Genomic DNA, 22268 nt, shown 5'->3' on the forward strand with positions numbered 1-22268 from the left:
ACGTGGAGGCCGAGGTTACCACGCGGAGCGTGGTAACCAGGGGGCGCTTCGATCAGGGGTGGGGTTTCCTGCGCTGCGGTGGCTGGCCTTTTTCCCTGTCTAAAGTGATAGCGCATAGTCAATTTCATTACATATGTAAAAAATCATTCAAATCGGTTGGCGGGGGCTTGTTTTTTGGGGTACGTTAATGACTCCGAATATTAGGATGTAGCGGAGAAGTCGCAATGAATCTCGCCTGGTTCCTGCTCCCTCTCGCGATCGGTGTGTTGATGGTGGTCTACGTGCTGGCGCAGACCCACCGTTTCGATATCGATTGCCGGGATCGTTGATTCGGGGCGCCGGAGGTTGTCGGCGCCAAGGCCGGAAGGATGTGTGGCCGCCCTCGGGGCGGCCATTTTCGTTCATTGCTACCCCTGTTGCCGGCCTACCCGCTCCTCGGTGCCGCTTCCCGCGCAATGCGAGGTGCCGCTACGGGCTTTAGGCGGAATTGACCTTCCTTCCCGAAGGCATAGACTCCCCTCTTCTTTTCCGACTGTCGGTGTTTGCCGATGCAAATCCCTTTTTCCAAGATGCACGGTCTCGGCAACGACTTCGTGGTGATCGACGCGCTGAGTCGGCCGATCCGTCTGACGGAGGAGCAGATCCGGCTGCTGGCGGATCGCCGCCTCGGCATCGGCTGTGATCAGTTGCTGTTGGTGGAGCCGCCACGGGTGGCGGGGGCCGATTTTCGTTTCCACATCTACAACGCCGACGGCTCCGAGGCGGAGATGTGCGGCAACGGCGCCCGTGCCTTCGCCCGTTTCGTTCTCGATCGGGGATTGAGCGACAAGGAGGCGTTGGTGCTCGATACCGACGCCGGGCCGCGATCCACCCGCCTGGAGGCCGACGGCGGAGTGACGGTGAACATGGGGGTGCCGCGGCTGGAGCCGGCGCAGATCCCCTTCGAGGCGCCCGCCCGCGCCCTCTCCTATCCCTTGGAGGTGGCGGGAGGGGCGCTGGAGATCTGCGCGCTCTCCCTCGGCAATCCCCACGCGGTGCTGCGGGTCGATTCCGTGGACGCGGCGCCGGTGGCCGAGCTGGGGCCGCGGATCGAACGCCACCCCCGCTTTCCCAACCGGGTCAACGTCGGCTTCATGGAGGTCGGCTCGCCGCGCGAGGTGCGGCTGCGGGTGTGGGAGCGGGGGGTCGGTGAGACGCTTGCTTGCGGCACCGGGGCGTGTGCCGCGATGGTCGGCGGGAGGCTGCGCGGGTGGCTGGAGGAGCGGGTGGCGGTGGACCTGCCGGGAGGGCGACTTGTGATATCCTGGGACGGTGAAGGCGAGCCGGTGTGGATGTCCGGGCCGGTCGTCCAAGTGTTTGAAGGTGCAATAGAACTATGAGCGAACAGGGCCGCCCCCGGGGCGACGGCGAGGACCCGCAGGAGCGGTCGGTCGCCGACTATCTCCACACCAATCCCCACTTCTTCGAGCGCCACCTCGATCTGCTGGAGGAGCTGCGGGTGCCCCATCCCGCCGGCGGGGCGGTGTCGCTGATCGAGCGTCAGGTGCAGCGGCTGCAGCACGAGAACCATAAGATCAAGGGCAAGCTGTTGCAGATGGTGGAGAACGCGCGGGAGAACGAGCGGATCAACGACCGCATGCACGGTCTGGCGCTGGCGCTGATGGAGGCCGACGGCCTCGACGAGGTGGCGATCACCATCGACGACGTCTTCCGCAACGACTTCAACGCCGACGCGGTGGCCCTCCGCCTGCTGGAGCGGGAGGGCATTCCCGCCGGGACGAATACCCCACGGGTGCCGGTCGGCGACCCCGCTTTCGCCCCCCTCTACCGCTTCGTCGAGCGGCGCAAGCCCGACTGCGAGCGGCTCAACGAGGTGGAACGCCGCCACCTCTTCGGCGAGCAGGCCGGGCGGATCGCCTCCACCGTGGTGATCCCGCTCCATGGTTCCGCCGACTACGGGCTGCTGGTGGTGGGCAGCGAGGATGCCGACCGCTTCCACCCCGGCCAGGGGACCCTCTACCTGGAACGGATGGGCGAGCTGATCAGCCGCGCCCTGCGCCGGCATATCGGATAAGGATTTTTTCCGCAAATGAACGCAAATGAACGCGAAATAAGAGAAGAGAATCTTTATTTGCGTTCATTTGCGTTCATTTGCGGAAAAATCTTCCCTTTATGACCCCCCGAGCGCTGGCGGCGGTCGAGGCCTATCTCGAAGCGCTGCGCGTCGAGCGCCACTACTCCCCCCACACCCTCTCCAACTACCGCCGTGACCTGATGCGGCTGGTCGCGTGGTGCGACGAGCAGTCGATCGACGACTGGCCGGCCCTCGATGGTCATCGGGTGCGCGCCTTCGCCGCCGCCGAGCATCGCAAGGGGCTCGGCGGGCGGTCGATCCAGCGCCGGTTGTCGGCGCTCCGCGGGCTGTTCCGCCACCTGCAGAAACAGGGCGTGGTGGAGGCCAATCCGGCCCACGACATCGTCGCGCCGAAATCTCCCCGCCGCCTGCCCAAGGCGCTCGACGCCGAGCGTGTCGCGGGGCTGCTGGCGATGCCCGACGACGATCCCCTGGCGTTGCGTGACCGGGCGATCTTCGAGCTGATCTACTCCTCCGGGCTGCGCCTTGCCGAGCTGGTCGCCATCGACCTGGGCGACCTCGACCTGGCTGATGCCGTGGTGCAGGTGACCGGCAAGGGGAGCAAGAGCCGTCGGGTACCGGTGGGGCGCTACGCGGTGGCGGCGGTGCGTGGCTGGCTGGCGGTGCGCCCCGCCCTGGCGGCGGCGGAGGAGCGGGCACTCTTCGTCAGCCGCCGCGGGGGGCGCCTCTCGCCCCGCTCGGTGCAGGTACGCCTCGAACAGTGGGCGCGCCGCCAGGGGCTCGACAGCCACGTCCACCCGCACATGCTGCGTCACTCCTTCGCCTCCCACCTGCTGGAGTCGAGCGGCGACCTGCGGGCGGTACAGGAGCTGCTCGGCCATGCCGACATCTCCACCACCCAGGTCTACACCCACCTGGATTTCCAGCACCTGGCCAAGGTCTATGATGCGGCCCATCCACGGGCGCGCAAAAGGCGGGAGTGATGCAGCGGTTTCGAATGGCTCCGGTCGTCCTGCTATTGGTGATGATCGTTCCCCGTGCCCAAGGGGCCGGCGCCTACTACGACCTTTCCCTCGACGTCGGCCGGGAGGACAACCTGCTGCGCGCCGCCGCGGACGTCGATCGGCTGGCCGACTCCAGCCTCGATCTCACCGCCGCGGTCGGTTACCCCGTTCCCCTTGGTGAGCACAGTGGGCTCTACCTGCGCGGTGCCCTGGAGCGGATCGACTACGCGCGCTACAACGGGTTCGACCAGCTGCGGCTGAGCGGCTCGGTCGGCTGGCGCTACAAGCCCGACCTCCACTACACCGCCCCCTGGTACGCGCTCGCCTTGAAGCTCTCGGCCTGGGAGTTCGATCAGAGCGAGCTGCGCGACAGCCGGCTGTGGGAGCTCTCCGCGACCACCGGCCGGCGCCTCACCGACCGCGTTGCGGTGCGCGCCGGGGCGGCCTACCGCGAGCGCCGCGCCACCACCGGCCGGGTCGGCTGGCTCTCCGGCGAGCGCCTCTTCGACACCGCCAACCGCAGCCTCTTCGCCGGCCTCGACTATCGCTACGGCGGGGCTACCTGGTATGGGCGCTATACCGTGCAGTGGGGGGATGTGGTCTCCACCGCCACCTGGAACCCCGCCGTCTACGGCGTCGCCCGTGAGGCCCAGTTCGACGATGCCGCCCCCGTTTCCGCCTCCGGCCGGCGCCGGACCGGCTACCGTCTCGACGCCACCAGCCGGCTCCTCGACCTGGGGGTCAACCTCCCCGTCGGCCGCGCTACCGCCATCGACCTGGCCGCGCAGTACGTCGACGTGGCCGGGGCCGGCGGCAACGACTACCACGGCCTCGCCCTCCACGCGGCGTGGCTCTACCGTTTCTGAGGTGCCGATGAACCGCCACGATCCGATCGACGATCCCCGCCGCGCGCTGCTCATCCGCGCGCTGGCCGCCGGCCTCTACGCCGTCGGCGGTGGTGCCTCCGCCGACTTCTTCGGCCGGGTGCCGGAGAAACTCCGCCCGGGTCGCAGCTTCTATCGGATCAAGGGCGGGGTGACGGTGGACGGCCGTGCCGCCGACGAGCGCACCGTGGTCGGGGCGGGGGCGGTGGTGGAGACCGCCCCCGGGGGGCAGGCGGTGTTCGCGGTGGGGGACGACGCCTTTCTGCTGCGCGGTGGCGGGCGGATGGAGCTGGTGGCCGACGAGGAGGGGCTGCTGGTGAAGGGGATGCGACTGCTCTCCGGTGGGCTGCTCACCGTCTTCGGCCGGCGCCCCCATACCGTCCACACCGCGGTGGCCACCATCGGCATCCGCGGCACCGGGGTCTACGCCGAGGCGGAGCGGGGGCGCTCCTACGTCTGCACCTGCTATGGCGACACCGAGCTGGCGGTGACCGCGGCGCCTCAGGTGCGCGAGGCGATCCACTCCCGGCACCACGACGCCCCGCGTTACGTCTACGGCGTCGACGACGACGGCGGGCGGATCGTTGCCGCGCCGTTCAAGAACCACAGCGACCTGGAGCTGATGCTGCTGGAGGAGCTGGTGGGGCGCACGCCCCCCTTTTCGGTGGCCGGCGACCGGTACGGTCCGCCGCGGCGGGATTACTGAACTCCCGGCGGGACGGGGGGGCCAACGAAGGCGCTTCGCTGAAGGGTCGGTGCCGGCCGTCGACGAAGTGGGCTCCGCTCACCGCCTGGCGCGCACGGCGCGCCCTATAGGGCGGCCTGCGGCCGCCGTGCCGAACGAAGGCACCGCCAAAAAGGGGTTGTCCGGACCTCACCGGCAGGCAAGGGCGTGGGCGTGGCGCAGCGGCTCGACCGGGGCGTGGCGGAAGTCGCCGTCGGTGATCGGCGGCCGCCCGCCGGTCCGCCCCTGGTAGAGGTAGATCCACGCACGGTGGCGCCGCCCGCCGGCGCTCACCGCCTCCACCACCACCCGCCGGTACTCGGCCTGGCGTGGGTCGCGGGGCAGGCACCCCTCATAGCGGTCGAGCCACGGCAGCGAGCGGGCCGGGTGATGCAGGCGATAGAGCTCGCCGAAGACCCGCTCCCCCTCCACCGCGGCCGCCACCGCACCCGGATAGCCGTCGAGCAGCAGCAGCCGGCCGGCCACCGAGGCGCGCGCGACGAAACGGCCGTGGGGCGCCAGCATGCGGTGCATCGGCTGGCCGCGCATCAGGGTGCCGTAGGCGAACAGCAGGGGGAGGCTATTGGTTGTCATCGTTTCCACTCGGTACTCCGCGACGCAGCCGTTCGCGACGTGCGGCGCTCTCAGGGGTCTCCGCCATCAAGGTGAAGCGGCGGGCCTGATCCAGCCACTCCAGCCGTTGCAATAGGGTCAGCTTGCCGAAGGCCTCCAACTGTTCGCGGCTGACCCGGTAGCGAAATCCGCCCCGTTGCTCGCGAGTCATGGCAGGAGTTCCCGCAGCTGTTCGATGTCGGCGATATCCTGCTCCCGTGCCGAGTGCTCCTTCAGCCGGATCAGGTCCGCCGCCGCCGCCAGCATCACCGGCGTCTCCCCCACCATTCGGGGAACGGCGCGGCCGATCGCGGCGGCGATATCGAGCGGAGCGTCGATGAGGATGTCGACGGTCATTCCCGGATGGCCCGGGTCGTACAGTGCGAAGGCGATCATATGCTTCTCCTCGCGCCAGGCTTGTCGCTGCTCCGGATCGGCCAGGGCTTCCAGGGGGAGCGGTGCCTGCGGCTTCAGGTTGAGTTCGCGGGCCGCCTTGAAAAAGGTTTCGAGATTTTCGAGATCGAGGGCCAGCACCAGGTCCACGTCCATCGTCATGCGGGGGATGCCATAGAGGTTGACCGCAACCCCGCCGACCAGGATGTAGCGGACCCGGTGGCGGTCGAGGGCGGCGAAGAGATCGAGGTAGAACATCCCCTTCACACCCCCTTGATGAACACCTTGGAGCCACGCTTGTAGTTGTAGAGCTCGCGCCGGCGCGGCGGCAGCTCCTTCAGCTCCGCCTTGCGGAAGCCGCGCTCCTCGAACCATTGGGCGGTGCGGGTGGTGAGCACGAACAGCCGCTCCAGCCCCTGCTGGCGGGCGAGCCGCTCCATCTGTTCCAGCAGGGTGTCGCCGCGGCCGCCGGCGCGGTAGTCGGGGTGGACGGCGACGCAGGCCAGCTCGCCGATGCGCTCCTCCGGGTGGGGATAGAGGGCGGCGCAGGCGATGATCATGCCGTCGCGCTCGGCGACGGTGAAGCGCTCGATCTCCAGCTCCAACTGTTCGCGGGAGCGGCGCACCAAAATCCCTTCCTGCTCCATCGGCGCGATCAGCTCGAGCACGCCGCCGACGTCGTCGATGGTCGCCTGGCGCATGCTCTCGTAGCGCTCGGCGGTGACCAGGGTGCCGACGCCGTCGCGGGTGAACAGTTCGAGCAGCATCGCCCCCTCGGTGTGGCGGCTCACCAGGTGGGCTCGCGGTACCCCGGCGCGGCAGGCGGCGATGGCGGCGCGCAGCAGGTGGGTGACGTCGTCGGGCAGCTCCTCGTCGCCGTCGAGGATCGCCTCCGCCGCGGCGGGGGAGAGCTGGCGGGCGAGCTGCCCGCGCTCGTCGACCACCCCCGCCCCCTCCACCAAGCAGACCAGCTTGTCGGCGCGCAGGGCGCCGGCGGCGGCGGTGGCCACCTCGTCGGCGGAGAGGTTGAACACCTCGCCGGTGGGCGAGTAGCCGATCGGCGAGAGTAGTACCACCGCCCCCTGCTCCAGCCGCTGGTGGATTGCCGCGGCGTCGATCCGCCGCACCTCGCCGGTGTGCTGGTAGTCGACCCCCTCGCGGATGCCCAGCGGGCGGGCGGTGACGAAGTTGCCGGAGGCGACGCGCAGCCGGGCGCCGGCCATCGGGGTGTTGGCCTGGCCCATGGAGAGCAGCGCCTCGATCTCCACCCGCACCGAGCCGGCGGCCTCCTTGACGCAGGCCAGCGCGTCCGCGTCGGTCACCCGCAGGCCGTTGACGTAGCGGATTTCGGTGCCCCGTTCGCGCAGCCGCGCCTCGATCTGCGGGCGGGCGCCGTGGACCAACACCAGGCGGATGCCGAGGCTGTTGAGCAGTGCCACGTCGTGGATGAAACCGGCGAAGTCCGTGTCCTGCACCGCCTCGCCGCCGAACACCACCACGAAGGTGCGCCCACGGTGGGCGTTGATGTAGGGGGCGGAGTTGCGGAAGGCGGCGACGAAGCTCGCCTCGTGCTGCTGTTCGGGCCGTGTTTTCATCGGGTCGATCCGGGGGCGGAGTGGATCGCCAATGGTTCCACGGTGGGGGCGGGGAAGACAAGCGCTCAGGCTGCCGTACCGGAGGGGTAGACCGCGGCGGTCTTCAGTTCGGCCTCGAAGCGGGCCATGTAGACCTGCTTCTCCTCCATCCCGCTCAGCGGGTTGAGGCCGCCGAAGTACTGGTCGTAGCGGCTGCTCAGGGCCGCGCCGTCGAGACCGGAGCTGGCGATCCGGTTGACGTTGTCGAGGAGCTGGTTGAACACCTCGCGCTGGAGCGTCGCATCGTCCTCGCCGGTGGAGGTGAGCAGTTCGTCGGTCTCCGCAACGAAGGCCTGCTGGGCCTCCTCGTCCTCGATGCGGCTGTAGGTGTCGATCCAGCGGGTGAGGCTGTAGCCGGCGTCGTTCACCTGGTCGGCGGCCTCGAAGAACGCCTTGAAGGCCTGCGGATCGGTGCGCAGGGTGTCGTTCATGCCGGCCAGGAAGGTGACGGTGCGCAGGCCGTCGGGGTTGCTCATCAGGTCGCGCATCACCGCGGTGAGGCCGTCGCCGGCCTCCTCGCGGGCGGCGCTGTCGTCGATGCCCTTCAGGGACTGGTAGAGGTCGCTGATCTGCAGGCCGAAGGAGGAGAGGGTGACCTGACCGTAGACGGCGCTGAGATAGTCGCTGCTGCCGGTGGTCTGGCGGGTGCTGCCGGTCTGGCCGACGGAGAGGAGCTCCTGCAGGTCGAGCCCCTGCGTCTCGGCCACTTGCTGGTTGTACAACTGGTGAGCGTAATACTGCTGACCGTACAACTGCTGGGTGAGCTGCTGCTGGCCGAGCAGCTGCTGCAGGGTGGTGTAGGAGTCGATACGCATCGTTACACCTCCGTCAGAGGCGTTCCTCTCTCACTCCAAGTATAGTTCTTCGCTATTTCCGCCGACCGCGCTGGAGGAGAGATGGAGAGTTACAAGCTGGTGCTGCCCGAGCACCTCAACCACTACGGCTACCTGTTCGGCGGCAACCTGCTGAAATGGGTGGACGAGGTGTCGTGGATCGCGGCGAGCCGGGATCACCCGGGCTGCCGTTTCGTCACCGTCGCCATGGACCGGGTGGAGTTCCACCACCCGATCCGCGAGGGTTCGATCCTGCGCATCTCGGCCCTGGAGGGGGCCCGCGGGCGCACCTCCACCCGCTACGCCGTGGAGGTGTTCTGCGACGACCTCGACAGCGGGCGCGAGGCGCCGGTGTTCACCACCCACGTCTCCTTCGTCTGCCTCGACGAGCAGGGCGCGAAGTGCCCGATCCCCGAAGAACCCTCCGTCGCGCAGGGTTGATCCCGCCGCCGCCGGCCATACCCTCTTACCTGACACCTGACACCTGACACCTGACACCTGACACCTGACACCTGACACCTGACACCTGACACCTGACACCTGACACCCGCAATGACCTACCACGACCCGATCCCCGCCGACTCCCCCTTCAACCTGGAGAACGACGACGCCTACCGCCGCTGGCGCGACGCCAAGCTGGCGGACTATCCCGCCGCGGTGGAGGCGCTGGTGGTCGAGGTGCGCGACCCCCGCCGGTTCAGCGACGCGGAGCTGGCGGCGCTGCGCCGGCGGGTGGAGAAGACCAACCTGGTGATCTACGCCGGGGCCACCGGCGACGATCCGGACAAGGCGATCGCCCGGCGTGCCGGCGAACAGCTGGGGCTGGTGGCGATGGATGCCAACTACCTCTCCGACGACGACGGCCTCACCTCGCTCACCGTCAATCCGGGGGGCGAGCGGGCCAAATACATCCCCTACACCGACCGCCCCATCTCCTGGCATACCGACGGCTACTACAACCTCCCCGAGCGCCAGATCCGCGGCCTGTTGCTGCACTGCGTCCATGCGGCCGCCAGTGGCGGCGAGAACGCCTTGCTCGACCAGGAGATCGCCTACATCCTGCTGCGCGACGCCGACCCCGGCCACATCCGCGCGCTGATGCAGGGCGACGCCATGACCATCCCGCCGGGCAAGGACTCCGAGGGGGGGGAGCGGGGCGACGCGGTGGGGCCGGTGTTCGCCTACCACGCCGCCAGCGATTCGCTGCACATGCGCTACACCGCCCGCAAGCGCAACATCGTGTGGAGCGCGGCGCCTGCGGTGCAGGCGGCGGTGGCGGCCCTCGGCGAGCTGCTGGCGAGCGATCTGCCCTACATCTACCGCGCCCGCCTGGAGCCGGGGATGGGGCTGCTGTGCAACAACGTGCTCCACGACCGGACCGGTTTCAACGATCCGGAGAACGCCTCGCGGCGGCTGGTCTACCGGGCGCGCTATTTCGACCGCATCCGCGGCACCGGCGTGCGCGAGCTGTATCCGTAGGGCGGGGCCGTTCAGCGCCCTGGAAGGAAACGCGGAGGACGCAGAGACGCGGAGGCGCGGAGAAGAGGCTGATTGAGGGCCGCACCCCGGTTTTGGGGCGGTGCCGGCGGCGAGGCTCGGTGGCCACGGGCCACCCTATGGGGCGGGCCGCACCCGCCGTCGGCGCTGAACCCCGGTTGGCGATTGGGGGTTGACGAGGGCGACCGGTTCCAGCCACGACTCGAGGGCTCCATAACGGAGCTGCAACCACGCCGCCTGGGTGGCGAGGTCGGCGCCGGGGAGCGGCTCGCCGCGATAGTGGAGGCGTTGGCCGGGGCCGAGCCGCTCCGCCAGTCGGTTCCACTGCGTCTCGCCCCAGGGTTGCGGCAGGGTCAGCAGCCCCTCTTCCGCATACTCGCCGATGCTCAGGCCGGGCAGTGTCCCCCCTTTGCGGTCCACCCGCGGCCCCACTTCCCGCCGCAATACCGCCAGCGCCTCCTCCAACCCCACTCCGGCGCGCCCCAGGATCTCCGCCGCCCGCCGCAGCCCTTCGGCCAACTCCCAATGGATACGCGACGGAATGCGCAACGGCGCCCCGGCGGCGATCGCCTCCAGGGGGGTGACGCTCTCCTCCGCCGTCTCGCCGCCGGTTTCCGGCGGGAGGGGCGGCTCCGCCCCCTTGCGTAGCCAGAAGATCGGATTGGCGGTGAGCTCCAGCAGGTCGTCCAGCACCTGCAACCGCTGCCAGCGGTCGAGGGCGGCGGTGGCCGGCAGCCGCTCGGCCAGTAAGTCGCTGCGCGCACCGGCCGCCTGCCCCTCGGCCATCAGCGCCAGCCCGGCGCGGGCGCAGGCCGCCTGCCACGCCAGGGGGCTCAACGGGTTCTCGCGGGCATGCAGGAAGGCGTCCACCAAGCCGGCGGGGTGGTGCCGCTCGCCGTGGCCGAGGAAGGCGCTGCGCAGCGGGTGGCCCGCGGGGAGCCGTTCCATTGCCTGATGCGCCGTCTTCACCAGCCGCGGCGTCTGCGGTCCGACACCGTTCAGTCGCAGCCAGCGCCCGGTCTCGCGGATCCACAGCCGGCTCTGGCGGGGGTAGGTGCGCAGCCGCAGCAGCCCGTCGTCGGCGAGCCAGCCGGCCAGCCGCGCCAGCATCGCCGCCGGCTCGGGCAGGTGGTGGAGCAGGTTGGAGGCGAGGATGTAGTCGAAGCGTTCCCCCTGCCAATCGTGCAGGTCGGCCCGCTCGACGCGGATCGGCGGCAGCCGCCGCAGCCCCAGGGCGGCGCTGAGGCGGGCCAGCCCGATCCGCTTGCGCAGTTGGGCGACCGATGCGCCGCTCAGCTCTACCGCCACCACCTCGGCGGCCCGCGGGTGGGCCTGGGCCACCACCAGCGCCTCCAGGGTGCCGGCCCCGGCCACCAGGATGCGCAGGCCGTCGTGGGGGCGCCCGGCCACCGTATCGAAACGTAGTGCCGCCCCCACGCCCCGCCGCGGCAGCGCCGGCCACGGCACCGGCGGGTAGGGGAAGCGTTCGTACTGGTCGCGAACGGAGTCGGTCATGGAGAGGCGACAGGCGACAGGTGACAAGCGTAGGGTGTGCCGACGATGGTATTGGACATGGGACGCTCCCCGTGACTGGCGTTTCCACTCTGCCGAGAGGCTCGGCGTCGGTCAACGGGCGGAAAAATTGAATTTAGGTGTTTCTGCCTACATATAGCAAAATCGATCCCGATCCTTTTCAAGAGGCCGCATTCATGAGCCGTTCCTTCAACGTCGAGGCGATCCGCGACTACCAGCAGCAGCTCGACCGCCACCCGGTCTACGGGGCGGTGGGCAACGTGGACCAGCTGCGCCTGTTCATGGCCCACCATATCTATTCGGTGTGGGACTTCATGTCCCTGGTGAAGTACCTGCAGAAGGCGATCGCGCCGGCGGATTTCCCGTGGACGCCGGGGCCGGACGCGGCGGTGGCCCATTTCATCAACTCCCTGGTGCTGGAGGAGGAGTCCGACGAGGCGCCCGCCGGCCCCGACGGCGCGCCGGCCTTCGCCAGCCACTTCGAGCTCTACTGCGGTGCCATGCGCGAGGTGGGGGCCGATCCGGCCAACGTGCTCGCCTTCCTCGAGCGGGTGAAGGGCGAGGGCATCCGCGCCGCTCTCCAGTGGGCGGAGGTGCCGGCGCCCTCGCGGGCGTTCTCCACCACCACCTTCGATTTCATCGATTCCGGCAAGCCCCACCTGGTGGCCGCCGCGCTGGCGGTGGGACGCGAGCACGTCATCCCCGGCATGTTCCGCGCCTTCCTCGCCCGCATGGGCATCGCCGAGCGCGATGCGCCGATCTTCCACTTCTATCTCCACCGCCACATCCACCTGGACGAGGACTTCCACGGCCCGCTGTCGCTGAAGCTGCTGGAGATCCTCTGCGGCGGCGACGAGGCCAAGCTGCGCGAGGCCGAGGAGGCCGGCGCCCAGGCGATCCAGGCGCGCATCCGCTTCTGGGATGGCGTGCTGGAGGCCCTCAAGGCGACCTGATTCAACGCAAAGGCGCGAAGGCCGCAAAGGGGACGTATCATCGCGGCCTTCGCGTCTTGGCGCTTCTGCGTTGATCTCTGCTCTCGTTTCCACGCTCAGCGTGGAAACGCCGCTCTTCGACGCTCCGCGTCGTGTCAAACGAGGGCGCACGGGTTTCGGTATGGTGCCTCGTTTAAGGACGCAGAGCGTCCAAGGTGGCCGGTTACGACGCGGAGCGTCGTAACCAGACGGGAAGGCGAATCCTGTAGGCCCTTAGGCCGCGATTCTTCCGAGCCATCGCGGCCTGAGACCAGCTCCTACACCCGCAATTTCCCTTCTTCTCTGCGCTCTCTGCGCCTTTGCGTTCTCCGCGTTTTCCCTCCCGACCTCAAAAAGGACCCGCCGCCCCTATAATCCGCTCCCATGGAGTGGTTCGATCCCCAACCCGTGCTCGACTGGTTCACGGCCCATCCGGGCTGGGGCGGGCTCGGGGTGTTGCTGATCGCCTTCGGCGAGTCGCTCGCCCTGGTCGGGCTGATCGTCCCCGGCACGGTGCTGATGTTCGGCGTCGGCGCCCTGGTCGCCCTCGGCGCGCTGCCGCTGTGGCCGACCCTGCTCTACGCCTTCCTCGGCGCGGCGGCGGGGGATGCCGCCAGCTTCTGGCTGGGGCGGCGCTACGGCGAGCGGCTGCGCGGGGTGTGGCCGTTCAACCGCCACCCGGAGCTGATCGAAGGCGGCATCGCCTTCTTCCGCCGCCACGGCGGCAAGAGCGTGCTGTTCGGCCGCTTCTTCGGCCCGTTGCGCCCGGTGATCCCGGCGGTGGCTGGTATGCTGCACATGCACCCCGGCCGCTTCCTCGCCTTCAACCTGCTCTCCGCCGCCGGCTGGGCCCCCGCCTACCTCCTGCCGGGGATCGCTCTCGGCGCGTCGCTGTCGTTGGCCGCCGAGGTGGCCGGGCGGCTGGCGCTGCTGCTCCTGCTCCTGCTGGTCGCCCTCGGTGCCATCTGGTGGCTGGTCCATCGCGGGTTCAACCGGCTCTATCCGCGGGCCGAGCGGCTGGTCGCGCGCGGCCTCGCCTGGGCCGGGCGCCATCCGCTGTTCGGTCGCACGGTGGCGGCGCTGGTCGATCCGGAGCATCCGGAGCCCCTCGGGTTGCTGTTCGTTGCCGCGCTGCTGGTCGGCGGGGCGTGGGGCTTCGTCCACCTCGCCGGGGCGGTGGCGGCGGGACCGCTGGGGTGGGACGAGGCGCTGTTCGACGCCCTGCAGGGGCTGCGCACCCCGGCCGCCGACCGGCTGATGGTGGCGTTCACCCAGCTCACCGACGGGGTCGCCCTGACGCTGTTCGCCGCGCTGGTGGCCGGCTGGCTCGCCTGGCGCCGGCAGTGGCCGCTGTTCGCCCACTGGCTGGCGGCGCTGGCCTTCGCCCTGGCGGCCCCCAGCCTGCTCAAGCCGCTGCTGGCGATCCCGCGGCCGGAACTGATCGCCGGGCTGGAGGCTTACGCCTTCCCCAGTGGGCACGCCAACCGTGCCGCCGCCCTCTACGGCTTCCTGGCGGTGGCGGTGGCCCGCGGGCTGCGCCTGCCGTGGCGCTGGCTGCCCTACTCGGTGGCCACGGTGGTGGCGGTGGCGGTGGCCTTCTCGCGGGTCTATCTGGGGGCCCACTGGCCCAGCGACGTGCTCGGCGGGCTCGCCCTGGGGCTCGCCTGGGCGGCGTTGCTGGGCATCGCCTACAGTCGCCACGCGCCGCCGGCGCCGGCCCGGCTGACCGCCGTCGCGCTGGTTGCGCTGCTGGCGGTGCAGCTGCCGTGGCACCTGTGGCGCGGTGCGGAGGATCTCCAACGCTATGCGCTGCGCCAGACGACGGAGGTGATGGGCGTGCGGCAGTGGTGGACGGGGGGCTGGGCAACGTTGCCGCAGCAGCGCGAGGACCTGGTGGGGCGCCACCGCCAGCCGCTGTCGCTCCAGTGGTTCGGCGAACTGCCGGTGATCCGCGCCGCGCTGGCGGCGGCCGGCTGGCGGGAGCCGCCCCCCTTCGACGGTGCGACCGCCCTGCGCTGGCTCGCCCCCGGTCTGCCGCTGGCGGAGCTGCCGCTGCTGCCGCGGGTCCACGACGGCCGTCACGAGGCGCTGGCGATGATCCGTCCCGCCGCCGAGCCGGAACGCCAGTGGGTGTTGCGCCTGTGGCGCGCGCCGGTGACCAGCGGGGAGGGGCGCCCGCTGTGGCTCGGCAGCCTCCAGCCGCAGGCACTGTACGCGCCGTTTCCGTGGTTTCACTACCCGCGCACCGGGCCGTTCGAGGCGGATGCCGTGGAGCGGCTGCGCAGTGCCCTCGCGGATTGGCGAACGGCCTATCGGGGCGATGGGGTTTTGTTGATCGTTAAGGAGCTACCGTAGGTTGGGCAAAGGAGCGATAGCGACGTGCCCAACACGGCGCCGCGGAGTTCTCTCCCGAAAGTGCAGGTGAGCGACCGGCACCCGCTTTCGTGAGATATCACTCTTCCATCCACCGTACGGGAGCAGCCCCGGCGGCGGCGCGTCGGGCACGTCGCTATCGCTCCTTTGCCCGACCTACGGGAGTGTCAGTTGGCGGCGGGGGGAAGCGCTTCGCCCCAGCGGGGCGTGAGGCGCTGTTCGATGCCGAGGTGGTCGAGGATGCGGGCGACGATGAAGTCCACCAGCTCCGCCACCGTGGCCGGCTGGTGATAGAAGCCGGGGCTGGGCGGCAGGATGGTTACCCCGAGGCGGGCGAGCTTGAGCAGGTTCTCCAGGTGGATCGCCGACAATGGGGTCTCCCGTGGCACCAGGATCAGTTGGCGCCGCTCCTTGATCGCCACGTCGGCGGCCCGTTCGATGAGCTGGTCGCTGGCCCCAACGGCGATCGCCGAGAGGGTGCCCATGGAGCAGGGGCAGACCACCATCGCCCGCGGCGCGCCGGAGCCGGAGGCGACCGGCGCGGTCCACTCCCGCGGGCCGAGCACCCGCAGCTGCCCCTCCTGGGCGTGGTAGAGCTCGCCGAGCAGCAACTGCTGCTCCGCCACCGCCTCGGGTAGCCGCAGTCCGCTCTCGATCTCCAGGGTCTGCCGGCCCGCCTCGGAGATCATCAGGTAGACCCCGCGACCCGCCTCCAGCAGGCACTCCAGCAGGCGCAGCCCGTAGGGGGCGCCGGAGGCGCCGGTGATGGCTAGGGCAATAGGATCGTTCATGGCGCGCGATCCGCTGAGATAAGCATGCTGGACATCCCGTCGGTCAGCTCAACTGGGCGATGCGCCAAATGGAGGTGGCTTGGTTGGCCATCCATTCCTGCCGATTGGCGACCCTTTCGGGTGTCCATTCGGCGTTCTCGTCCGCCAATCTCTGCGTGATGGAAAAGCCGCTCGCCCGATAGGCATCGCGCTTCGCGGAATAGGATTCGGCACCGATTTTGCGATTGGTTCCCGATCTAAGCAGCGTCATGTTTCCCAATCGATAGCGCAAGGCGTCGGCCTCGTCATTGGAGAAGCCACCCCAGCCATCCGGAGCGTTCTGCGGTAATACGTGCTCGACATTGAACGTGTCGCTGGCAAAGTCGAGCTCTTGACCGGACAGGTGCTTTTCGAGGGCGCAGAGGATAAAGCGCACGACCCGGTTGTTTCGCGAATCGGTGGTTCGAATCACCTTGTCGGCGAACGCGGCACGGAACGAGACGTCATCGGGATAGACGCCGCGCATCGCGGTAAGGGTTGGTCCCAGCTGCGCGAATTCCCCCTTGGCGATCCGTTCGGCCACGGCGTGGTAATTGCGCTCCTGTTCCGCTGCACTGCCGGCGCCGATGACGTTGAAGCGCATGGATATGACGACCGTCGCACGCAGCAGGCCGGTGAAGTCCGCGGGGTCGAATATGCGCTTTGCGGCCAGCAGAAGCGGGTAGGGTTGTCGAACCCTGAAGGTCTTCAGAATGCCTGCGAAGCGCCTGTCGTCCTGTGGCCAATCCGATGCCTCGGGAGACGATAGCGCAAGGTAGGTATCGAGATCCTGCTCCATGTCACGGAGTAACTGGAAGACCGCGTCGCGGGAGCCCACCTGCGAGCGAATCGTCTTGAACAGATCTGCTTGCCGCGCAAAGGCGCGGCGGCTGTTCCAGTGCGCGCGCAGAAAATCCGGAAAGTTCTCCGACTGCAGGCGCCCGACGGTCGCCTCCCAACGGTCTTCCAGATTACGCAACTCGTGATCGGTTTCGCCCCCCCGGTCGAGTACGGAGAACAGATAGTTCTTCAGGAGATCCGTCGCGGAGAGCCGTACTCCGCGGGCGTTCAGCGTTTCGAAGACTTTGTAGGCGTTCAGTTCGTCGGTCACCGTGATAACGGTAAAGAACAGGCGGTCGCTAACATCCTCGATCAACTGGGCAAGCCGTTTTCCTTCGTCGCCGGAACTGGCCTTCAGGTAGGCACTTACCTGCCTGTCGAACCAATCGAACGCCTTGCGCAAGAGATGTTCGGAGGTTCTGAAACCGCGTTGTGGAAGGTGACCGAGCGGCACCAGATAATTCTGGTAGTAGTTATTGTTGTTCCGGTTGAGAGTGAGTTTCGGGCGTGCGACCAGCGTTACCGGATCGAGATATCCGACGTAGGTCTGCTGGATCTGGTCGAAACGCCGCTGATTTGCATCGGCTTCGTTCCCCGTCTCGACGAGCCGCCGGATATTCTTGAGGACGGCGAGAACGATAATGCTGATCGTCGTCAATCGTTGTTGACCGTCGATTACGTCGAAGCGTTTGTCGTCGGTCGACTGCAACACCAAATAACCCATGTAATGGGCCGTTTCACCATCGGTTCTTAACGTGCCGAGAAGGTCCGTCCACAGATCCTCCCATTCTTCGTTCGTCCAACTGTAATCGCGTTGAAAACGGGGTATGCGGTAGGTCAGTCCGTTGCCGATTAGTTTGCGGAAGGTGTTGTTCTCGGTTTTGAAGTTGGTGGCGGCCATATCGCGTGTCCAGGATCTGCGCCGGCTGTTGAGTCGCCTGCGCTCGCCGATAGTAGACCCCAGTGTCGCATAAATTTTCGGTCTGACGACGCGAAGGGCCCGCGAAAGAACGACTCCCTGTTTCGGGACGCCGATCCGCTCCCCCGGCGGCGTTGCGCAAAGGGTTGCATACGGTAAGTATGCGCCCCTTCGCCCGTTCCGGAGGCCGCTCAATCCAGATCGGCCACCAGCGAGTCGCGCTGGGCGGGGTTGAGCGCCACCTCCTCGCGGTAGGCGGCGTGGTCGATGCCGGCGCGGATGGCGGCGCCGCCCTTGGCCGCTTCCGCCATGGCGTCGCTCAGCTCGAAGCGCACGAAGTGGACCGACGAGGTCTTCTCCTCGGTGCTCCGTTCCAGGTCCTCGTTGGCGATCGGGTGGACCCGCTCGAAGCCCACCACCTGCATGTAGAGCGCCTGCTCCACGCCGACCAGCTTGGCGAGCATCGCCTTGCGCTCCTCCACGTCGGAATACTCCATCATGAAAGTGGCCTTCCAGTTGCGGCCGTCGGGAATCAGCGGGTTGTAGACCTCCAGCTCCTCGTTGATGCCGGCGGCCTCGAAGATCTTCTCGATGCGCAGCATCTCCTGCACCTGGTACTGCATGGTCAGGCGGTCCTCGAAGTGCAGGGTGGCGTGGGGGCCGACGGCGACCCGGCGCACCTTCTTGTACTCGATCACCTTCGCGCGGAATTCGCTGCGCGCCTCGGCGTACTGTTCGAGGGAGTAGAGATCTTCGCGGGTCAGTGCTTTCATCGTTGAATCCTCGGAGTTGGCCACGGAGCCACGGAGAACACGGAGGGGAAAACCTACAAGCTCCGTGCCCTCCGTGGCTCCGTGGCGAATTCCCGTTTCAAATACCGTAGGCCTTGCGCAGCAGGCTCATCGGGTGCTCGGTGTGGCTGCCGTCGGCCAGCCCGTGTTCGATGTGGTGGCCGGCCATCGGGCAGTCGCTGCCGTAGTGGTCCACCTCCGCCTTCTTCACCTGGTTGACCACCGGGCGGACGATCTTCATCGACGCCTCATGGAACTCCTTCTTCACCGCGTAGGTGCCGTCGTGGCCGGAGCAGCGCTCGATCGCGGTGATCGTCGTCTCCGGGATCAGCGCCAGCACCTCGCGGGTCTTGGCGCCGACGTTCTGCACCCGCTGGTGGCAGGCGGCGTGGTAGGCGACCTTGCCGAGCGGCTGCTTGAAGGCGGTGTTCAACTTGCCCGCCTTGTGACGGTGGATCAGGTATTCGAAGGGGTCGAAGATTGCCTTGCCAACCTTCGCGACCTCGGGGTCGTCGGGGAACATCAGCGGCAGCTCCTGCTTGAACATCAGCGCGCAGGAGGGGACCGGGGCGACGATGTCCCAGCCCTCGTCGACCAGCTTGGCGAGCACCGGGATGTTCGCCTCCTTCGCCGCGGCCACCGACTCCAGGTCGCCCAGCTCCAGCTTGGGCATGCCGCAGCACTGCTCCTTCTCGGCCAGGGTCACCGGGATGCCGTTGTGCTCGAATACCGCCACCAGATCCTCGCCGATCACCGGCTCGTTGCGGTTGCCGTAGCAGGTGGCGAAGAGCGCCACCTTGCCCTTGGTCGGGCCGGCCGGGTCGCCCTCGGCGCGGGTGCCGCGCTTGGCGGCGAGCCGCGAGCGCAGGGGGTTGGAGTGGAATTCGGGGAGCCGCGCATCGGCGTGGACCTCGAGCACCCCTTCGAGGATCTTGCGGGTGGGCTTGAGTTTGTTGACCGCGTTGACCACCCCGGAGATCACCGGGATGCCGGCGAGCGACCCTACCGCGTCGGTGCTGGTGAGGATCCTGTCGCGCAGCTTCACCTCGCCCTTCCGGTACTTCACCGCCTTGGCGCGCAGCATCAGGTGCGGGAAGTCGAGGTTCCACTCATGGGGCGGGGTGTAGGGGCACTTGGTCATGAAGCAGAGGTCGCAGAGATAGCAGTGGTCCACGACCTTCCAGTAATCGGACTTCGCCACGCCGTCGACCTCCAGGGTCTCGGACTCGTCGACCAGGTCGAACAGGGTGGGGAAGGATTGGCAGAGGCTGACGCAGCGCCGGCAGCCGTGGCAGATGTCGAAGACCCGTTCCAGCTCGGTGAAGAGCGCCTGCTCGTCGTAGAACGCGGGGTTCTTCCAATCCAGCGGGTGGCGGGTCGGGGCTTCGAGGTTGCCCTCTTTGATCGGCGCGGCCATGGTCCTTGTACCTCTTGTCTTGGATAGGGGGGACGGCATGCGCCGCGGCGGGGGAGAGTCCCGCCACGGCGAGCGCCGTTTTCGATCAGGCGTCCAGCTCGTCCAGGGCCTTCTGATAGCGGTTGGCGTGGGAGCGCTCCGCCTTGGCCAGGGTCTCGAACCAGTCGGCGATCTCGTCGAAGCCCTCGTCGCGGGCGTCCTTCGCCATGCCGGGGTACATGTCGGTGTACTCGTGGGTCTCGCCGGCCACCGCGGTCTTCAGGTTGTCGCCGGTGGCGCCGAAGGGCAGGCCGGTGGCGGGGTCGCCGCACTGCTCCAGGTACTCCAGGTGGCCGTGGGCGTGGCCGGTCTCGCCCTCCGCGGTGGAGCGGAACAGCGCGGCGACGTCGTTGTAGCCCTCGACGTCGGCCTTGCTGGCGAAGTAGAGATAGCGGCGGTTGGCCTGGGACTCACCGGCGAAGGCGTCCTTCAGATGCTGTTCGGTCTTGCTGCCTTTCAATTCCATGTCGAGATACCTCATTAAACTGTGGTTGCGGGGGGTGTATTGGCAGTGGCTGCCAAGCGGGATAAAGCTTAGTTCACGCGATGGGCGCGGTGAATTCGATTGTTTCTATCGATATGATTGGTTGTGGCAATTAAAAGGCGCCCGGCCGGGGCCGGGCGCCGCGGGGAGTCCAAGCTCCGGCCGGAGTCCTCAGTCGAAGGGTTTCGGTGCCGGGGTCTTGTCGGTGGAGGGCGGCAGAATCGGCAATTGGAAGCTGGGCTGGTCGCCGGTCAGGGTCTTGAGGAAGGCGACGATATTGGCGTTCTCCTCCTTGGTGAACTTCTTGCCCAGCTGGATGCGGCCCATGGTGTTGACCGCCTCGGTAAGGGTCTCCGCCTCGCCATCGTGGAAGTAGGGGTAGGTGCGCTCCACGTTGCGCAGGGTCGGCACCTTGAACTTGAAGCGGTCGGCATCCTTGCCGGTGACCGCGCTCAACCCCTCGGCCGGGCTCTTCGCCTGGTAGGGTTCGACCAGACCCATCTTCTGGAAGGAGTTGCCGCCCACCGCCTCGCCGTTGTGGCAGGCGACGCAGCCGCTATCCTTGAACAGTTTGTAGCCGGCCAGCTCGTCGGCGGTCAGCGCGTCTTTCTTGCCCAACAGCCACTGGTCGAAGCGCGAGTTGGGGGTGACCAGGGTCTTCTCGAACTCGGCGATCGCCCGGGTCACCTCGTCGATGGTGATCTGGTCGGTGCCGAACACCTGCTGGAACTCCACCACGTACTGCGGGATGGAGGCGAGCACGTCGACGGCGAGCTTGTGGGTGAAGCCCATCTCGCCGGGGTTGGCGATGGGGCCGCCGGCCTGGGCCTGGAGGTCCTTGGCGCGGCCGTCCCAGAACTGGGCCAGGTTGAGGCTGGAGTTGAGCACCGTGGGGGCGTTGATCGGGCCCTGGTTCCAGTGGTCACCGATGGAAGTCTTGAGGTTGTCGGTGCCGCCCATGCTCAGGTTGTGGCAGGAGTTGCAGGAGATGAAGCCCGACTTGGAGAGGCGCGGGTCGAAGTAGAGCTTCTTGCCCAGCTCCACCTGGGCGAGGTTGATCTCCTGCACCGGGCGGATCGGATCGATCGGCTCCTTGGCGAAGGTGGGGGCCGCGGCGGTCAGTGCCGCGGCGGCGAGCAGGGCGTGGGAGAGGCGTGAATTTCCACTCATGGGTTTGCTCCGAATTCAATGGTCGTTGTCGTGCTCGGTCTGACGATCGATTCGGAATCGCTCATATTTAGAACGGTTCCAAATCGATAGGTGTAAATACTAGGCTGTGATTTCCATACGTCAATAATGGTTTTTGTTACGGGAAGGCGGCGGAAACCCGCAACGTCGAGGAGGGCGGGGCGGGTCGACGATGTGTTAAAGCTTTGTCCAGGGCGTCATCGACGCGCTATTATTAGCGGTTTAACCGATCCTGAGTTCTGTGTAGGAGAAGGCACGCATGTCCATTGACCAGCCGATGCACGATCGCGACGGCTTCATCTGGCTCGACGGGGCGATGGTCCCCTGGCGGGAGGCGAAGACCCACGTCCTGACTCACACCCTCCACTACGGTTTGGGGGTCTTCGAGGGGGTGCGTGCCTACCGGACCGACCAGGGGCAGGCGATCTTCCGCCTGCAGGAGCACACCGACCGGCTGTTCCGCTCCGCCCACATCATGAACATCAAGATGCCCTTCACCAAGGACGAGGTGAACGCGGCGACGTTGGCCTCGGTGGGCGAGAACGACTACGCCGGGGAGCCCTCGGTCTACATTCGGCCGATGGTCTTCTACGGCTCCGAGGGGATGGGGCTGCGCGCCGACAACCTGAAGGTGCATGTGATGGTCGCCGCCTGGCCGTGGGGCGCCTACATGGGCCAGGAGGCGATGGAGAAGGGGATCAAGGTGCGCACCTCTTCCTACACCCGCCACCACGTCAACATCACCATGTGCAAGGCGAAGGCCAACGGCAACTACATGAACTCGATGCTGGCCCTCACCGAGGCGCTCTCCGGCGGTGCCCAGGAGGCGATGCTGCTGGACAACGAGGGCTACGTCGCCGAGGGCTCCGGCGAGAACATCTTCCTGGTGCGCGACGGGGTGATCTACACCCCCGACCTCACCTCGGCGCTCGACGGCATCACCCGCAACACCATCTTCCATCTCGCCCACGAGGCGGGCTACACCATCAAGGAGAAGCGGATCACCCGCGACGAGGTCTACGTCGCCGACGAGGCGTTCTTTACCGGCACCGCCGCCGAGGTGACGCCGATCCGCGAGGTGGACGGCCGGCAGATCGGCGCAGGGTGCCGCGGGCCGGTCACCGAGCGGCTGCAGAGCACCTACTTCGATCAGGTGCACGGGCGTCGCGACGTCCATCCGGAGTGGTTGAGCTTCGTCGGGTAGGGAGGGCGGCGCTCGCCGCCTCGG

22 protein-coding genes are annotated in these 22268 nt (G+C 67.8%); 10 read left to right on the forward strand and 12 right to left on the reverse strand.

The annotated features are described in order from the left end of the window. The first annotated feature begins 548 nt into the window (after nucleotides 1-548). The 5 genes from dapF (at nucleotide 549) to ACYQ2W_RS13880 (ending at nucleotide 4689) form a co-directional block, all read left to right on the forward strand. Nucleotides 549-1379, forward strand: a complete 831-nt coding sequence (gene dapF / locus ACYQ2W_RS13860) for a diaminopimelate epimerase (RefSeq protein WP_459868119.1) — start codon at nucleotides 549-551, stop codon at nucleotides 1377-1379. Beyond that, nucleotides 1376-2074 carry a DUF484 family protein gene (locus tag ACYQ2W_RS13865; RefSeq protein ID WP_459868122.1) on the forward strand — a complete coding sequence of 233 codons (699 nt, stop codon included), beginning with the start codon at nucleotides 1376-1378 and terminating at the stop codon, nucleotides 2072-2074. Before dapF ends, ACYQ2W_RS13865 begins: the two co-directional genes overlap by 4 nt. Before the next feature lie 98 nt (nucleotides 2075-2172). After that, a complete protein-coding gene (gene xerC / locus ACYQ2W_RS13870; RefSeq protein ID WP_459868125.1) occupies nucleotides 2173-3078 on the forward strand; it encodes a tyrosine recombinase XerC in 906 nt (301 codons plus the stop codon). A gap of 14 nt (nucleotides 3079-3092) precedes the next feature. After that, a complete protein-coding gene (locus tag ACYQ2W_RS13875) occupies nucleotides 3093-3965 on the forward strand; it encodes a hypothetical protein (protein ID WP_459868128.1) in 873 nt (290 codons plus the stop codon). A 7-nt stretch (nucleotides 3966-3972) separates the two neighbouring features. Continuing rightward, a complete protein-coding gene (locus ACYQ2W_RS13880; RefSeq protein WP_459868131.1) occupies nucleotides 3973-4689 on the forward strand; it encodes a FecR family protein in 717 nt (238 codons plus the stop codon). A 168-nt stretch (nucleotides 4690-4857) separates the two neighbouring features. Here ACYQ2W_RS13880 and ACYQ2W_RS13885 read toward each other — a convergent pair whose 3' ends face one another. From ACYQ2W_RS13885 to ACYQ2W_RS13905, 5 genes are all read right to left on the reverse strand, one after another. Then, on the reverse strand, nucleotides 4858-5301 hold the full coding sequence (locus tag ACYQ2W_RS13885; RefSeq protein WP_459868134.1) for a gamma-glutamylcyclotransferase family protein: 444 nt from the start codon (nucleotides 5299-5301) through the stop codon (nucleotides 4858-4860). Beyond that, nucleotides 5288-5491 carry a hypothetical protein gene (locus tag ACYQ2W_RS13890; protein WP_459868137.1) on the reverse strand — a complete coding sequence of 68 codons (204 nt, stop codon included), beginning with the start codon at nucleotides 5489-5491 and terminating at the stop codon, nucleotides 5288-5290. Before ACYQ2W_RS13890 ends, ACYQ2W_RS13885 begins: the two co-directional genes overlap by 14 nt. Then, complete coding sequence (locus ACYQ2W_RS13895) at nucleotides 5488-5970, reverse strand: hypothetical protein (RefSeq protein WP_459868139.1); 483 nt, start codon at nucleotides 5968-5970, stop codon at nucleotides 5488-5490. Before ACYQ2W_RS13895 ends, ACYQ2W_RS13890 begins: the two co-directional genes overlap by 4 nt. 5 nt (nucleotides 5971-5975) lie before the next feature. Beyond that, complete coding sequence (gene argA, locus ACYQ2W_RS13900; RefSeq protein WP_459868142.1) at nucleotides 5976-7307, reverse strand: amino-acid N-acetyltransferase; 1332 nt, start codon at nucleotides 7305-7307, stop codon at nucleotides 5976-5978. A 65-nt stretch (nucleotides 7308-7372) separates the two neighbouring features. Further along, a complete protein-coding gene (locus ACYQ2W_RS13905) occupies nucleotides 7373-8161 on the reverse strand; it encodes a hypothetical protein (protein WP_459868145.1) in 789 nt (262 codons plus the stop codon). A gap of 81 nt (nucleotides 8162-8242) precedes the next feature. Here ACYQ2W_RS13905 and ACYQ2W_RS13910 point away from each other — a divergent pair, with 81 nt between their 5' ends. Together ACYQ2W_RS13910 and ACYQ2W_RS13915 are read left to right on the forward strand one after the other, a co-directional pair. Beyond that, on the forward strand, nucleotides 8243-8620 hold the full coding sequence (locus ACYQ2W_RS13910) for an acyl-CoA thioesterase (protein WP_459868148.1): 378 nt from the start codon (nucleotides 8243-8245) through the stop codon (nucleotides 8618-8620). 111 nt (nucleotides 8621-8731) lie between these two features. Then, nucleotides 8732-9658: a TauD/TfdA family dioxygenase gene (locus ACYQ2W_RS13915; protein ID WP_459868151.1), complete on the forward strand. Its 927-nt coding sequence runs from the start codon at nucleotides 8732-8734 to the stop codon at nucleotides 9656-9658. 135 nt (nucleotides 9659-9793) lie between these two features. Here ACYQ2W_RS13915 and ACYQ2W_RS13920 read toward each other — a convergent pair whose 3' ends face one another. Next, nucleotides 9794-11191 (reverse strand): methyltransferase, encoded by a 1398-nt coding sequence (locus ACYQ2W_RS13920; protein ID WP_459868154.1) that lies wholly within the window; start codon nucleotides 11189-11191, stop codon nucleotides 9794-9796. Between the two features lie 194 nt (nucleotides 11192-11385). On the opposite strand from ACYQ2W_RS13920, the gene ACYQ2W_RS13925 reads away from it, so the two are divergent. Beyond that, nucleotides 11386-12162 carry a DUF3050 domain-containing protein gene (locus tag ACYQ2W_RS13925; protein WP_459868157.1) on the forward strand — a complete coding sequence of 259 codons (777 nt, stop codon included), beginning with the start codon at nucleotides 11386-11388 and terminating at the stop codon, nucleotides 12160-12162. Nucleotides 12163-12564: 402 nt separating this feature from the next. Next, nucleotides 12565-14535: a bifunctional DedA family/phosphatase PAP2 family protein gene (locus ACYQ2W_RS13930; RefSeq protein WP_459868160.1), complete on the forward strand. Its 1971-nt coding sequence runs from the start codon at nucleotides 12565-12567 to the stop codon at nucleotides 14533-14535. A gap of 185 nt (nucleotides 14536-14720) precedes the next feature. Here the strand turns inward: ACYQ2W_RS13930 and ACYQ2W_RS13935 are convergent, their stop codons facing one another. The 6 genes from ACYQ2W_RS13935 to ACYQ2W_RS13960 all read right to left on the reverse strand — a co-directional run bounded on the left by ACYQ2W_RS13935 (nucleotide 14721) and on the right by ACYQ2W_RS13960 (nucleotide 21022). Then, nucleotides 14721-15344, reverse strand: coding sequence for a flavin prenyltransferase UbiX (locus ACYQ2W_RS13935; RefSeq protein ID WP_459868163.1), 624 nt, complete (start codon nucleotides 15342-15344; stop codon nucleotides 14721-14723). Between the two features lie 43 nt (nucleotides 15345-15387). Then, nucleotides 15388-17103, reverse strand: coding sequence for a DUF262 domain-containing protein (locus ACYQ2W_RS13940; RefSeq protein WP_459868166.1), 1716 nt, complete (start codon nucleotides 17101-17103; stop codon nucleotides 15388-15390). 209 nt (nucleotides 17104-17312) lie between these two features. After that, nucleotides 17313-17894, reverse strand: a complete 582-nt coding sequence (locus tag ACYQ2W_RS13945) for a DUF3501 family protein (protein ID WP_459868169.1) — start codon at nucleotides 17892-17894, stop codon at nucleotides 17313-17315. A 97-nt stretch (nucleotides 17895-17991) separates the two neighbouring features. Beyond that, nucleotides 17992-19329 (reverse strand): heterodisulfide reductase-related iron-sulfur binding cluster, encoded by a 1338-nt coding sequence (locus ACYQ2W_RS13950; protein WP_459868172.1) that lies wholly within the window; start codon nucleotides 19327-19329, stop codon nucleotides 17992-17994. A gap of 85 nt (nucleotides 19330-19414) precedes the next feature. Continuing rightward, entirely contained in the window at nucleotides 19415-19834 is a 420-nt protein-coding gene (locus ACYQ2W_RS13955; RefSeq protein ID WP_459868175.1) for a rubrerythrin family protein, read from the reverse strand. 189 nt (nucleotides 19835-20023) lie between these two features. Then, nucleotides 20024-21022 carry a cytochrome-c peroxidase gene (locus tag ACYQ2W_RS13960; protein ID WP_459868178.1) on the reverse strand — a complete coding sequence of 333 codons (999 nt, stop codon included), beginning with the start codon at nucleotides 21020-21022 and terminating at the stop codon, nucleotides 20024-20026. A gap of 277 nt (nucleotides 21023-21299) precedes the next feature. Between ACYQ2W_RS13960 and ACYQ2W_RS13965 the strand changes: the two genes are divergently transcribed. Then, nucleotides 21300-22244, forward strand: coding sequence for a branched-chain amino acid transaminase (locus ACYQ2W_RS13965; RefSeq protein WP_459868181.1), 945 nt, complete (start codon nucleotides 21300-21302; stop codon nucleotides 22242-22244). Nucleotides 22245-22268: the final 24 nt, after the last annotated feature.

This window comes from Endothiovibrio diazotrophicus, from assembly GCF_054657215.1.

Coding starts and splice junctions, on each gene's coding strand:
- ACYQ2W_RS13865 (WP_459868122.1), top strand. CDS start 1,376: ATGAGCGAACAGGGCCGCCCCCGGGGCGACGGCGAGGACCCGCAGGAG.
- ACYQ2W_RS13890 (WP_459868137.1), bottom strand. CDS start 5,491: ATGACTCGCGAGCAACGGGGCGGATTTCGCTACCGGGTCAGCCGCGAA.
- ACYQ2W_RS13965 (WP_459868181.1), top strand. CDS start 21,300: ATGTCCATTGACCAGCCGATGCACGATCGCGACGGCTTCATCTGGCTC.
- ACYQ2W_RS13935 (WP_459868163.1), bottom strand. CDS start 15,344: ATGAACGATCCTATTGCCCTAGCCATCACCGGCGCCTCCGGCGCCCCC.
- ACYQ2W_RS13950 (WP_459868172.1), bottom strand. CDS start 19,329: ATGGCCGCGCCGATCAAAGAGGGCAACCTCGAAGCCCCGACCCGCCAC.
- ACYQ2W_RS13875 (WP_459868128.1), top strand. CDS start 3,093: ATGGCTCCGGTCGTCCTGCTATTGGTGATGATCGTTCCCCGTGCCCAA.
- ACYQ2W_RS13910 (WP_459868148.1), top strand. CDS start 8,243: ATGGAGAGTTACAAGCTGGTGCTGCCCGAGCACCTCAACCACTACGGC.
- ACYQ2W_RS13905 (WP_459868145.1), bottom strand. CDS start 8,161: ATGCGTATCGACTCCTACACCACCCTGCAGCAGCTGCTCGGCCAGCAG.
- ACYQ2W_RS13915 (WP_459868151.1), top strand. CDS start 8,732: ATGACCTACCACGACCCGATCCCCGCCGACTCCCCCTTCAACCTGGAG.
- ACYQ2W_RS13955 (WP_459868175.1), bottom strand. CDS start 19,834: ATGGAATTGAAAGGCAGCAAGACCGAACAGCATCTGAAGGACGCCTTC.
- ACYQ2W_RS13930 (WP_459868160.1), top strand. CDS start 12,565: ATGGAGTGGTTCGATCCCCAACCCGTGCTCGACTGGTTCACGGCCCAT.
- ACYQ2W_RS13880 (WP_459868131.1), top strand. CDS start 3,973: ATGAACCGCCACGATCCGATCGACGATCCCCGCCGCGCGCTGCTCATC.
- ACYQ2W_RS13960 (WP_459868178.1), bottom strand. CDS start 21,022: ATGAGTGGAAATTCACGCCTCTCCCACGCCCTGCTCGCCGCCGCGGCA.
- dapF (WP_459868119.1), top strand. CDS start 549: ATGCAAATCCCTTTTTCCAAGATGCACGGTCTCGGCAACGACTTCGTG.
- xerC (WP_459868125.1), top strand. CDS start 2,173: ATGACCCCCCGAGCGCTGGCGGCGGTCGAGGCCTATCTCGAAGCGCTG.
- ACYQ2W_RS13885 (WP_459868134.1), bottom strand. CDS start 5,301: ATGACAACCAATAGCCTCCCCCTGCTGTTCGCCTACGGCACCCTGATG.
- ACYQ2W_RS13925 (WP_459868157.1), top strand. CDS start 11,386: ATGAGCCGTTCCTTCAACGTCGAGGCGATCCGCGACTACCAGCAGCAG.
- ACYQ2W_RS13895 (WP_459868139.1), bottom strand. CDS start 5,970: ATGTTCTACCTCGATCTCTTCGCCGCCCTCGACCGCCACCGGGTCCGC.
- argA (WP_459868142.1), bottom strand. CDS start 7,307: ATGAAAACACGGCCCGAACAGCAGCACGAGGCGAGCTTCGTCGCCGCC.
- ACYQ2W_RS13920 (WP_459868154.1), bottom strand. CDS start 11,191: ATGACCGACTCCGTTCGCGACCAGTACGAACGCTTCCCCTACCCGCCG.
- ACYQ2W_RS13940 (WP_459868166.1), bottom strand. CDS start 17,103: ATGGCCGCCACCAACTTCAAAACCGAGAACAACACCTTCCGCAAACTA.
- ACYQ2W_RS13945 (WP_459868169.1), bottom strand. CDS start 17,894: ATGAAAGCACTGACCCGCGAAGATCTCTACTCCCTCGAACAGTACGCC.